Origin of the sequence: Parafannyhessea umbonata (assembly GCF_900111255.1) — a bacterium.
Classification (GTDB): domain Bacteria; phylum Actinomycetota; class Coriobacteriia; order Coriobacteriales; family Atopobiaceae; genus Olsenella_J; species Olsenella_J umbonata_A.
Map to the genome: position 1 here is coordinate 163,868 of NZ_FOGP01000002.1, position 12,047 is coordinate 175,914.

Annotated in this window: 10 protein-coding genes; all 10 read right to left on the minus strand. The window is 62.1% G+C overall.

What is annotated here, in order from left to right; genetic code table 11:
* Positions 1–162: 162 nt before the first annotated feature.
* The 10 genes from BMY31_RS03480 to BMY31_RS03525 all read right to left on the minus strand — a co-directional run bounded on the left by BMY31_RS03480 (position 163) and on the right by BMY31_RS03525 (position 11,938).
* On the minus strand, positions 163–873 hold the full coding sequence (locus BMY31_RS03480; protein ID WP_078686881.1) for an ABC transporter ATP-binding protein: 711 nt from the start codon (positions 871–873) through the stop codon (positions 163–165).
* Between the two features lies 1 nt (position 874).
* Complete coding sequence (locus BMY31_RS03485) at positions 875–1,723, minus strand: ABC transporter ATP-binding protein (protein WP_091008322.1); 849 nt, start codon at positions 1,721–1,723, stop codon at positions 875–877.
* On the minus strand, positions 1,716–2,840 hold the full coding sequence (locus BMY31_RS03490; RefSeq protein ID WP_091008326.1) for a branched-chain amino acid ABC transporter permease: 1,125 nt from the start codon (positions 2,838–2,840) through the stop codon (positions 1,716–1,718). Before BMY31_RS03490 ends, BMY31_RS03485 begins: the two co-directional genes overlap by 8 nt.
* Before the next feature lie 12 nt (positions 2,841–2,852).
* Positions 2,853–3,728: a branched-chain amino acid ABC transporter permease gene (locus tag BMY31_RS03495; RefSeq protein ID WP_218969852.1), complete on the minus strand. Its 876-nt coding sequence runs from the start codon at positions 3,726–3,728 to the stop codon at positions 2,853–2,855.
* Between the two features lie 169 nt (positions 3,729–3,897).
* The gene (locus tag BMY31_RS03500; protein WP_091008328.1) at positions 3,898–5,091 is read right to left on the minus strand and encodes an ABC transporter substrate-binding protein; all 1,194 of its coding nucleotides are present in this window, start codon (positions 5,089–5,091) and stop codon (positions 3,898–3,900) included.
* Positions 5,092–5,328: 237 nt separating this feature from the next.
* A complete protein-coding gene (locus BMY31_RS03505) occupies positions 5,329–6,543 on the minus strand; it encodes an ABC transporter substrate-binding protein (protein ID WP_078686886.1) in 1,215 nt (404 codons plus the stop codon).
* 153 nt (positions 6,544–6,696) lie between these two features.
* On the minus strand, positions 6,697–7,155 hold the full coding sequence (locus tag BMY31_RS03510; protein WP_091008331.1) for a VanZ family protein: 459 nt from the start codon (positions 7,153–7,155) through the stop codon (positions 6,697–6,699).
* A 3-nt stretch (positions 7,156–7,158) separates the two neighbouring features.
* Entirely contained in the window at positions 7,159–8,568 is a 1,410-nt protein-coding gene (locus tag BMY31_RS03515) for a hypothetical protein (RefSeq protein WP_091008333.1), read from the minus strand.
* A gap of 314 nt (positions 8,569–8,882) precedes the next feature.
* Positions 8,883–11,024: a transcription termination factor Rho gene (rho, locus tag BMY31_RS03520; RefSeq protein ID WP_091008336.1), complete on the minus strand. Its 2,142-nt coding sequence runs from the start codon at positions 11,022–11,024 to the stop codon at positions 8,883–8,885.
* Between the two features lie 242 nt (positions 11,025–11,266).
* Entirely contained in the window at positions 11,267–11,938 is a 672-nt protein-coding gene (locus BMY31_RS03525) for a MarR family transcriptional regulator (RefSeq protein WP_078686890.1), read from the minus strand.
* Between the last annotated feature and the right edge of the window lie 109 nt (positions 11,939–12,047).

Genomic DNA, 12,047 nt, shown 5'->3' on the forward strand with positions numbered 1-12,047 from the left:
TACGCTGACGCAGCCACGGGAAAGAAGAAATCGTATCCCCGGCGCAAAGAGGGAGCCGGCCCACGTGGAGGTGGGTCGGCTCCCCTTCGCATGAGTGGGCTCGCGCGAGACCAAGGGCGCGCTCAAGCGCCCCGGGTTCCGGGAGTGTCCCAGGATGACCTGCTAGCCTCCCAGGTAGGCCTTCCTGACGTCGTCGTCGTGCAGGAGGTCCCTTCCCGTGCCCGTCTTGCTGATGTGACCCACCTCGAGCACGTAACCACGGTCTGCAACAGACAGAGCCATCGACGCGTTCTGCTCGACGAGCAGGATGGTCGTGCCCTGGTCGTTGAGAGCCCTGATGATCTCGAAGATCTCGTCGACCAGAATGGGAGCGAGCCCCATCGAGGGCTCGTCGAGCATCAGGAGGTCCGGCCTGCTCATGAGCGCGCGACCCATGGCGAGCATCTGCTGCTCTCCGCCGGACATCGTGCCAGCGGACTGGTTGACCCTCTCCCTCAGGCGCGGGAAGCGCTCGTAGACGTGTTCTATGGTCTCGGCATTCTCGGCATCGGTCCTTGTGTAGCCGCCCATGTCGAGATTCTCGGCAACCGAAAGCTGGGTGAAGACCCGGCGTCCCTCGGGACAGAGCGCCAGGCCGCGCTCGACGATCTTGTGAGGCTTGATGCCCACCAAGCTCTCGCCCTTGAAGTCGATCGAACCGCTGTCAGGCTTGATGAGGCCCGAGATCGTGTTGAGCGTGGTCGACTTTCCTGCGCCGTTGGCGCCGATGAGCGTGACGATCTCTCCCTCGTTGATGTCAAAGGAGACGCCCTGCACGGCCTTGATGGCGCCATACGAGACGTGCAGGTCCCTAACGGAAAGAAGTGCCGCCATCCTAGTTCACCCCCTGCTTTCCCAGATATGCCTCGATGACCCTCGGGTCGTTCTGGATCTCCTCGGGCGTTCCCTTCGCAATGATCTTGCCGTAGTCGAGGACGCCAACCGCCTCACAGACGCCCATGACCAGGCTCATGTCGTGCTCGATGAGCAGAATGGCGATCTGGAACTCGTCGCGAATCTTCTGGATGTTCTCCATCAGCTCTTCCGTCTCGGCGGGGTTCATACCAGCGGCGGGCTCGTCGAGCAGCAGGACCTTGGGACGCGTTCCCAGGGCGCGCAGGATCTCGAGGCGGCGCTGCGCGCCGTACGGGAGGCTCCCGGCCTGCGCCTTCGCATACTTCTGCATGTCGAAGATGGCGAGAAGGTCCATGGCCTTGTCATGGAACTCTGCCTCCTGCCTCCAATGCTGGGGAAGGCGGAAGAGGTCCGTGACGAGCTTGGTAGACATGGAGTTGCCGAGACCCACGAGGATGTTCTCCTCGACCGTCATCTTGCTGAAAAGCCTGATGTTCTGGAAGGTGCGCGCGATTCCCATCTTGTTGACCTGGACCATGCTCTTGCCGGCGGTGTCGTAGCCGTCCAAAAGAACGGTCCCGCGCGTGGGCTTGTACACGTTGGTGAGCAGGTTGAAGATGGTGGTCTTGCCGGCTCCGTTAGGTCCGATGAGACCCGATATCTCCGTTCGCCCCATGGCAAGGTTGAAGTCGTCGACCGCCGTCAGGCCGCCAAAGTCGATGCCAAGGTGCTTTGCCTGAAGCACGGGAATGTGCCCAAGGTCGCGCTCGGGAATGAGGTTGGGCTCCTCCATCTGAACGAGGACCGAGCGCTTCTTCTCGCTAGTCATTTTCGTCCACCTCCTTCTTCGGCTTCCTCCAGGGGAGCTCGCCGTTGATGACACGCTCGAGGGTACCGGTGAGCGAGAAATCATAGGTGCCCAGAAGGCCCTGCGGACGGAATACCATGACGATGATTAGCACGACAGCGTAGACGACCATGCGGTAGTCGGCAAACGCACGCAGCGCCTCGGGAAGGATGGTCAGGACGGTGGCGGAGAGCACGGAGCCCAGCATGGAACCCATGCCACCAAGGACGACCATGACGAGGATCTCGATCGACTTCATGAAACCAAACTTGGCAGGCGCCATGACGCCGATGCAGCCGGCGTAAAGGCCACCGGCGATGCCAGCGAAGAAGGCGGACACAACGAACGCTAGCGTCTTGTAGTACGTGGTGTGGACGCCCGAGGCTTCGGCGGCAATCTCGTTGTCGCGGATGGCCAGGATTGCACGACCGTGGCGCGACTTCATCATCGTGTGGATGAGGAAGAGCGAGATGACGACAACCAGGAACGTGTTGAGGAAGTTGGTGTAGCTGGGAATGCCCGTAAGGCCCCTGGCGCCACCCGTCAGCTCGAAGCCCAGGACGCCGTCGATGTTAAGCATTACGACACGGATGATCTCCGCAAAGCCGAGCGTAATGATCGCAAGGTAGTCACCCTTGAGACGAAGCGCCGGGATGCCGATGATGAGACCGCAGATTGCGGCCATGACACCGCCGAAGAGCAGGCCCGCGCAGAAGAGGACGACGGCGGCGGGGCTTCCGGTGACGAAGTCGCGCACGGTGAGCCCCAGCGTGCCCTGCATATGCATGATGAACAGCGCGCAGGAGTAGCCGCCCACCGACATGAAGCCGGCATGGCCAAGCGGCAGCTGGCCAAGATAGCCCGTGGCGATGTTGAGCGACACGGCCATAAGGATGTAGATGCCCACCTGCTCGAGAACGGTAGTCTGGTAGCGGGTGATCGTACCGGAGCCAATCATGAGCTCGCCAACAACGATGAACACGGCGACCAAGACGGCGTTGATGAGGTAGCGCACGGGCATGGACAGTTTCTTGCGAGAAGAGCCAGAGGTCGACGCCGCCGAAGACTCAACCGCCTCGCTGAGATTGCTCTCTTCCATGGTTCGCCTCCCTTAGACTTTCTCGTTCATGGTGCGGCCGAGGATGCCCGTCGGCCTCACGATGAGGACGATGATCAGAAGTAGGAACACGACGGCATCCTTCCAGACGGAAAGGCCGATGGCCGAGACGAAGACCTCGGCAAAGCCGACGAGGAGACCACCGATGACGGCCCCAGGGATCGAGCCGATGCCACCTAGGACGGCGGCGACGAAGGCCTTGGTGCCCAGCATGATGCCCATTGTCGGCGTCGCCTGCGTGTAGGCCATCGCGTAGAGCACCGCACCGATGCCGGCAAGCGCCGAGCCGACGGCAAAGGTGAACGAGATGGTCGTGTTCACGTTGATGCCCATGAGGCGCGCTGCACCCATGTCCTCGGACACGGCGCGCATGGCCTTGCCGAGCTTCGTCTTTTGGACGAGGAACGTCAGAATGGCCGTGGAGACGACGGTCACCGCAATCGTGAGCAGGGCGATGGGTGACAGCTGCACGCTGCCGAACGAGAGAGGTGAGGCGTCAAAGTACGGCGGCACGACCTTCGCGTCGGCGCCGAAGACGAGCTGGGCGCCATTCTCGAGAAAGTAGGAAACGCCAATGGCCGTGATAAGGATGGAAAGACGCGGGGCGTTGCGAAGCGGCGCGTAGGCGACCTTGTCGATCATGACTCCAAGCAGCGTGCAGCCCACGACGGAAAGCAAGATCGCAATCGCGGGATGGAAGCCCATCTGGGCCATGACGATCCAGGAGATATACGCACCCACCATGATGATGTCGCCATGGGCGAAGTTAAGCAGCAAGATGATGCCATACACCATCGTGTAGCCCAGGGCGACGAGCGCGTAGATGCTGCCAAGCTGGAGGCCGTTGAGCACCTGCGTCAAAAACGTCACGGCAAACACTTCCTCTCTCATAGTTAATTAACGAGCGACGGATGGGACATTGGAACCAGGCGAGCAACGACCGCGCGGGCCTGGCGGCAGAACGAAGAACGTACTAGAAAGACGCGGGAGCGTCGGGACCCGAATGCCCCGACGTTCCAACGGTAGTGCAAAGAAGAACCTAGGCGCCGACCTCGTCAAACACCTTCTGGGAGCCACCCTCGAAGGTGATTACCAGAGTAGGCTTGACGGGGTCTCCACTGCCATCGTACTTGATGGTGCCGGTGACGCCGTCAACGGAGCCTTGCGCGATTCCGTCGACTATTGCCTGACGACCATCGTCAGACGAGAGGTCGACGCCCTTGGAGAGCGCAGTCTTGATACCGCCGAGCAGAACCATCGCCGCATCGTAGCCGAGTGCGCAGAAGTTCGTGGGAGCCTCGCCGTACTCGTCCTGGAACGCCTTGACGAACTTCTGAACGTCCTCGGACTCGTTCTCGATGACGAACGAGCAGTCGTAGAAGCATCCCTCGAGGTCTTCCGCAGAGGCATACTCCTGGTCACCGCCGACGATGTTGGACCAGCCGTCGGCGCCGAGAAACGCCCCGGTGTAGCCCAGCTGACGAGCCTGTGTAACGATCTGGCCGTCCTCCTGGTAGTAGTTCGGAGAGAGAACGGCATCAGGCTTGACGGCGATGATGCTGGTCAGCTGACCCTTGAAGTCAACGTCACCAGACTGGTAGCCCTGCTCGGTGGCAACGGAAAGGCCGATCTCCTTGCATCGGGCCACGAACGCGTCGTTAACGCCCTTCTCGTAGTCACCACCGCTGTTGTAGATGGTGGCAACCGTCTTGAAGCCCTGGCTGGCGGCAAAGTCCGCCATGAGTTTGCCCTGGTAGGGGTCGGTGATGCACGCACGGAAGGCATTCGGACCGAAGGAGACGAAGTCGGCTGCCGTGGCTGCCGCAGAGACGAGCGGCATGTTGTCCCCGGCTGCGACCTGGGCGACGGCTATCGAGGGCGTCGAGGTTACGTCACCGATGATGCCAACGACGCCGCCCTCCACCATCTTGTTGTAGACGTTGACGGCCTCGGTGGCATCGCCCTTCTCGTCCTGGGTGTCGAGCTCGATCTTCTTGCCGTCGAGCCCGCCGTCCGCATTAAGCTGCTTGACGTAGAGCTCCGCGCCCTTACGAACCGCGAGCCCATACTGGGCGACGTCACCCGAGTAGGGCCCCATGAGCCCAACCTTGATGGTATCGCTCGAGGAAGACCCGGAGCCCCCGCACGCGCTCAGAATCGAAGCGGCGCCCAGACCGACGGCGGAAATGCCGCTCAACTTAACGAAGTCGCGCCTACAAAATGCGTTAGCCATGCTCAACCTCCTAGTTGTCAACAGGCGTGCGGCCTTGTGGCCACGCGTTAGGGGCTACTGTAGAGGCATCTTTGTCACGGCCGATGCATCCCCGGAAACCTTTGCCTTTCCGTAACAGCAAGAAAACCTGAGGTACATCATATGGCCGCCATCACATAACGATGACGGCCACGGGGACTCTTGCCGACCCTCTGACCTGTAGAGGGGTGGCTTGCCATAAGCCGACACAGCCGAGCACTACTCCTGGTAGGGGACGCTCTCCTCCACCTTCTCGGTGCCATCGGGCTCAAAGCCGATGATGAGCGTGGACTTCGCGGGGTCGCCGTTCTTGGGATAGGAGATCTGGCCCGAGACGCCGTCAACGGTACCGTTCTTGATGCCGTCGATAATCGCCTGCCTGCCGTCATCGGAGGCCAGGTCGCTCACGCCGGAATCGAGCGCGGCCTTGATGCCCTCGGCAAGGACCATGGCTGCGTCGTAGCCCATGGCGCAGAACGACGTGGGAGTCTCATTGAACTTGGCTTTATAGTCGGACACGAACTGTTGGACCTTCTCGTCCTCGTCGTTTGCCGAGAACGCGGCGCAGTAGTAGCAGTTCTGCAGGTCCTGTCCGGAGGCGTAGGACTGGCCCTCGGGATTGGAGATTGCGGTCCATCCGTCGGTTCCGATGAAGGAGCCCGAGAAGCCCTGCTTGCGGGCCTGCGTAATGATCTTGCCCGTGTCCTGGTAGTAGTTGGGGCAGAAGATCGCGTCGGGAGATGTCGAAAGAATCGAGGTGATCTGGCTGTTGAAGTCAGCGTCACCGGCCTGGTAGGCCTGCTCGGAGGTGATGGAGATGCCCTTCTTGGCGGCCTCGTCCTTGAACGCCTCGGTTACGCCGACCTCGTAGTCACCGCCGACGTTGTAGATGATGCCCACCGTCTTGAGGCCCCTCTCAGCCGCAAAGTCAGCCATGAGCTTGCCCTGGTAGGGGTCCGTGAAGCAGGCGCGGAACACGTTGTTGCCACCCTGGTTGACGACGTCCGCTGCCGTGGCGACGGGAGTCACCATGGGCATGTTGTCTGCGACGGACGCCTGGGCGACAGCGATGGTGGGAGTCGAAGTGATGTCACCGAGAATCGCGACGACGCCGTCCTCGACGAGCTTGTTGTAGACGTTGACGGCCTCGGTGGCATCGCCCTTCTCGTCCTGCTCGTTGAGCTCGACCTGCTTGCCGCCGATTCCTCCCTGGCTGTTGATCTGCTCGAAGTACAGCTCCGCGCCATAGCGACACGGAAGGCCGTACTGCGCGACGTCACCGGAGTACGGTCCCATGACGCCGATCTTGATGGTGTCGGAGGAGCCGCCGGACGATCCGCCACAGGCAGTTACTACGACAGAGCTCCCCATTCCAGCCGCGGTTACGCCCATGAGCCTCACAAAGCTCCTACGCGATATTTTTTCAAATCTCATGCCAGCCCCTCCTTTTCGCAGGACGCGCGCGAATCCCTCTGACCCGCGCATTGGTGAGACTGACTGTAAGGCATGAGATTGCCAATGGCCTCCTGGTTGCAGAAGGCGTTTCATCTCGTTAACAGTTGAAGCGTGGCGTAAAGACAGACGGTGTCAGATGCTTTTCAAGCGGCCGCGACGCAGAAGCGCGTGGCAGAAGAGCGTGCCGACGAGCACGCCACCCAGGTCGATGAGCACGTCCGTGACAAGCCCGGCTCGGCCGGGAACGAATAGTTGGATGGTCTCGTCGAGGCAGGGCGCGAGCATCGCCCAGACGACGCTCAGCCCAAAGGGCAGAAGGCTCTCGCGAGGAAGGGACGAGCGCAGCCCGTGGGTAAGGAAGCCGAGAAGCGCGTACTCGCTGAAGTGGGCACACTTCCGGACCAGAAGGGTCATGACCGTGCGGTCACAGACCCCCGCCATGCCAAAGAGCGGGGCGAGGAGCTGCACGACAAAGCTACTCTCAGACGTCGAGGCGGGGCCGGGAACCATGGAATGGACCCAGATGAGCGCGGTCCACGCAAGCGACAGCGCGAACCAGACCGCGGCGCCCCGTCGCTTCCCACGTGACAAGGGCTAGGCCTCCTGGGCGGCGTCAGGAACGGCCATGTGCCTGGGCACGTAGGCTTTCTCGCTGTGCGACGAGCGATGCGAACCCATCCTGCGAAGGGTAACCGTCGACTTGAGGCTCTGACTTCCGCCCCTGATGAGTCGAAGGTACCTGCGCGACGAGGTGCGGACGGCCTTGGAGGAGCTGCGGGAGAACTCCTCGCTGATGAGGTAATCAACGTAGCTAGCGGTGTCGACAACCTCAGGGTGGCCCGCAGGAGTCCTGAACGGGATGAAGCTCGTGGCCTCTTCGAGGTTGTCGGGCTCGTCGATGGTGTCGACGCCGCCGATGACGTCCTCGAAGACGGGCGCGGAGGAGTACTGCGCGATCCTCTCGCCCATCGCCTGGAGGGCACTCTCCCAGACGTCGTCGTGGTCAAGCTCGTCGACGCTGCGCTTCTCGGGATACACGCCCTGGTTCACGGGTGCGACGGCCTGTGCGATGCGGACGGAGCGCGCCTGCGCCTGACGCTTGGCCGCCTCTTCCGACACGGGGGCCTGGGCGAATGCCGAACGAGCGACAGGCTCGCTGGAGACGTCACCCATCCAGTCGGGAATGGTGAGGTCGCCCATGGTAGCCGTCGGCGAGACCTCGCCGACGCGCAGGACGGAGTCGCCCAGTCGCGCGTTCCACCAGCCGGTGCCCACGTCGCCAACGGTTCCGTCGGCGCGTTCGATGATGGGAAGGCCTTCGAAGCGGTCGCCGCCAAGGCGCTCGGAGAGGACCTCCGCGACACCGCGGGCGCGGGACGCCATGCGCTCCTTGAAGGTCTGGCGACGGACATAGTTCTCGGCAATCTTGCCATAGTCGTTCGTTGCGTGCGCGGGACCCTGGGCCTGCACGACCGCGGGAGCCTCAGCTGCTCGAGTCGCTCCAGCCGCCGAAGACCGGGAGACGGACGCGGCGCGCGGGGCGTCGACGTTAACCTCGGGGATGCGTGCGCCAAGGTTGCGGGTGGCGCGAGCGGAAGACGTGACGCCAGCGGAAGCCGGTGCCGGCAGGTTGACCGAGGGAAGATCGACAAGGCTGCTTTGGCCCGCAGAGGGCTTCGTCACATTGGTGTTGGAGACGACCGTGGGCTCCTCCGCCGCAAGGTCGCTCGTCGCGTCCTCTTTGGCATTGGCCGCGACGCCTGCCACCGCGGGGAAGTCAAACAGTTCCTCGTTGCCGCGCTCGTGGGAATGTGCGATGCGGGAGACTATGATTCCAACGGCACCGGCAAATGCGGCACCCGAGACGCAACCCAAGGCAAACGGAATTACCGGAGAATCGATGACGCTGGCCTGGGTAGCCCCAAGCGCGACATGCGGTGCGCTGAATGCCACGACCCCAAGGAGACCTGCGACGACTGCCGGATTCCTCTTCTCTTGACACATAGAGCACTCCTCCCCCGAAACGCCTCGAAAGCGCAGCAAACAGCAAAGGAGATAAAGGAATCAAGTATGTAGATGATGGTCTTCTCGAACGAGCGAGCCCCCATATACAACGGCTTGGTGTGATTTATCTTCGTGTACCGTCGCGATGCGCCCAAGGCATAACAAACCTCAGACTGAACAAATAGTAGCGCTTATCGAGGCATTTGCAAGCGCATCTGCCGCAAAAACAGTGTCAATTGTGGGAAAGTGTCGACAAAGGTGGGGGGTCGCCCTGTGCGAGCAACCCCCCACGAGATCGTAACCGTGTTTCGGAACTAAGCGCCGAAGTATTCGGTCTGCTGGGCCTTCTTGGCGGACCTGATAAGGAACTCCTCGTTGTCCTTCGTGCCCTTGAGGCCCTTTACGAGCGCCGATGCCGCTCGCTCTGTGCTGTTCATGTTGGCCAGGATGCGACGGATGCCCCAAACGAAAGGCTGGAGCTCCGCATCGATGAGAAGGTCCTCGTTTCGGGTGCCCGAGGAGACCGGGTCGATGGCAGGGAAGATCCTCCTGTCCGCCAGCTCACGGTCGAGCTTGAGCTCCATGTTGCCAGTGCCCTTGAACTCCTCGAAAATGACCTCGTCCATCTTCGACCCGGTGTCGACGAGCGCGGACGCCAGGATGGTCAGTGAGCCCCCATTCTCGATGTTGCGCGCGGCACCCAGGAACTTCTTGGGGGGATAGAGCGCCGCCGAGTCGACGCCGCCCGAGAGGATACGGCCGCTCGCAGGCTGCGCGAGGTTGTACGCGCGGGCCAGACGGGTGATTGAGTCCAGAACGACGACAACATCCTCGCCCAGCTCGACAAGGCGCTTTGCGCGCTCGATAACGAGCTCGGCTACGGCCGTGTGGTTGCTCGCGGGCATGTCGAACGTCGACGCGACGACCTCTCCCCTGATGGAGCGCTCCATGTCGGTGACCTCTTCGGGACGCTCGTCGACCAGCAGGCAGAACAGGTGAACCTCAGGGTTGTTTGCCGCGATGGACTGGCAGATCTTCTTGAGAACAGTCGTCTTGCCCGCCTTGGGAGGCGACACGATGAGTCCACGCTGGCCCTTGCCGATAGGTGCGACGAGGTCGATCGCACGACCCGTAATGGACTCGCGACCGTGCTCCATGGTAAGCCTGACGTTGGGATAGATGGGCGTCAGGTCGCGGAAACGGGCACGGGACTTCATCTCTTCGGGCACGCGCCCGTTGACGAGCTCGACCTTGTTGAGAGGGGGATACTTGTTGTTGCCCTTGGACGGGGCAACGCTGCCCTTGATCCAGTCGCCCGGACGCAGGCCGTACTGCCGGATGACCTGCTGATGGACGAAGGCGTCCGACTCGCCGGCCATGTAGTTGCCGGTCCTCACGTAGGCGTAGCCCTCGTTCTGGAAGTCGAGGACTCCCTCGACCGGACGGAAGCCCTCTGCGAGGGCGGCGGCGCGATAGATGGAATCGACGAGCTCGGCCTTGCGAGCTCCAACGTGATCCACGCCGAGCTCTGCAGCCTTGGAGCGAAGCTCGACGACCTTCATGCCCTCGAGCTCCTCGCGCGAGAGGCTGGGCTCGAGGACCTCCTGCTGGTTCCTGCGGTTGCGGCGGCGCTGGCTCCTGCCCTGCCGCTTGCCGCCAAAGTCATTGCGGGAGTTCTGGTCGCGGTCGCGATCGCGCTCCCCCCTCTTGTGGCGACGCCTGCCCTCGCCCTCCTGCTTGCCATGGCCCTTTCGCCCATCGTCCTCGCCCTTGGAGGCAGATGCCGGGCGCGCTGCACCGTCCGCCTCGCCCAGAGTCGTCGCAGGCGCGTCCTGCACCTGGGAGGAGGCGTGGGTGGCGTCCTGGGTAAGCTTGTTCAGCTTCTCGACGTCCAGCTCCTCGCCCTCTGCCGAAGAGACCTTCTTGCGACGCGAGCGCGTCTTCGAGGGGACCTTCTTATCGGATCCCTCCCCGCCCGCAGGCTCCGTCTCAGCGGCAGACGCAGACTCGGACTCGGCTGAGTCCTCTCCCTTGTCCTTGGTCGCCTTGCGAGAGCGACGCGCCTTCTTCTTGAGAGCCTCCGCGTCCTCGGCGGCGCCCTGTGCGACAGGCTCGGAGTCGCCCTTCGGCTCGGCAGCAGCCTCTTCCTTCGTCGCGGCGCCCTCCTTCTTCGAAGTTGCCTTGCGAGCGCGCGTGCGCTTCGCCTTTGGCTTTTCCGCGACGTCCTCGCCGGACTCGGAAACGGGCTCCGCGACCTCGCCCTCGTCAGACTTCTTTTTGCGAGTGGCACGCTTACGAGGCTTCTTGGGCTCCTCGCCACCCTCTGCCGCGCTCGCCTCAGCCGGCTCAGCGCTCTCACTGGCCTTCTTGGTACGGCGACGCTTGGGCTTCTGGGGAGCCTTCTCCGCCTCAACGGCAGCGGTCGCAGAAACGGACTCGACGTATTCTTCCGCCATTATCGTATAAACCTTTCTGGAGCTGTGTCTCAGACAGTCATGCCCACGGCCATCCCGCGTGAACGCACGCAGAACCCGGGCTTACAAAAAATGAAAATGAAAAACAGATAGTAGTTGGCAAACGCCAGAGAAAAATGCGCAGGGCGCAAAACAACGTGACCATAGCATAAACGGTCTATCGGAGCAAAGGGTCGCCACAAGAAAAAAGGCAGGCGAGAAATGCCTGCCCATACCATCGGAAGCTAATGCTTACGCGGCTTTCTGCGAACAATCACGTCAGTGATTATGTCGATGAGGTCCTCGGCGGCCTTGCGACCGGCCTCCGATAGCGCGACGCGAAGAGTCTTCGCCTCGCCCTCGCTCACACGGGTGATCATCCCCTCCTGCTCGAGGGCGGCAACCGACATGGACACAGTCGGCTGGAGCAGGCCAAGGTCCTCGACGAGTTGGGAGATGCTGCGAGAGCCCACGCCCGCCTCGTACAGGCCGAGGAGCGTGAGCTCGCCGGCGGCGCAGGGGACGGAGCCCATGGCGTCGGCGTATCGGCAGATGCGCTCCGGAGTCGTCCTCGCAAGGGCGTGACCCGCAGATATCTCCTTGCAGGCGCTCTCGCACAGCTCGTGGACGTAGGCGACGCCAGCGTCAGATATGGTACAGACGACGTTACGCCTGTCGGAGTCGCCCTTGTCACGCTCTATGAGCCCGAGCTTCGAAAGATGCTTGGTCCTGTGCGTCATGGTCGGACGCAACGACCCCTGATACTCGGCAATCTCGGAGGTCTTGAGGCTGGTTCCAACGTTGAGAAGACGACAGAGGATGGCGAACTCGGCAAAGGTCAGGCGACTCGAGGAGTCTACGCGCTGCCGCACGAGGTTGTAGGCACGTCGTATCGACGTGTACTCACGAAGCTCCACCCATACCTCCCATGCTCGAATATGAAAGGAGCCCCACCAATGGCTTGGTGGGGCCTAAATAGCTATCTACGCTACCCAGACGAAAAACATCCATAAAGCGATGATGCCC

Excerpts from the sequence above, each read along its gene's own strand:
- BMY31_RS03480 (WP_078686881.1), bottom strand. The coding sequence starts at position 873 with ATGGCGGCACTTCTTTCCGTTAGGGACCTGCACGTCTCGTATGGCGCC.
- BMY31_RS03485 (WP_091008322.1), bottom strand. The coding sequence starts at position 1,723 with ATGACTAGCGAGAAGAAGCGCTCGGTCCTCGTTCAGATGGAGGAGCCC.
- BMY31_RS03490 (WP_091008326.1), bottom strand. The coding sequence starts at position 2,840 with ATGGAAGAGAGCAATCTCAGCGAGGCGGTTGAGTCTTCGGCGGCGTCG.
- BMY31_RS03500 (WP_091008328.1), bottom strand. The coding sequence starts at position 5,091 with ATGGCTAACGCATTTTGTAGGCGCGACTTCGTTAAGTTGAGCGGCATT.
- BMY31_RS03505 (WP_078686886.1), bottom strand. The coding sequence starts at position 6,543 with ATGAGATTTGAAAAAATATCGCGTAGGAGCTTTGTGAGGCTCATGGGC.
- BMY31_RS03515 (WP_091008333.1), bottom strand. The coding sequence starts at position 8,568 with ATGTGTCAAGAGAAGAGGAATCCGGCAGTCGTCGCAGGTCTCCTTGGG.
- rho (WP_091008336.1), bottom strand. The coding sequence starts at position 11,024 with ATGGCGGAAGAATACGTCGAGTCCGTTTCTGCGACCGCTGCCGTTGAG.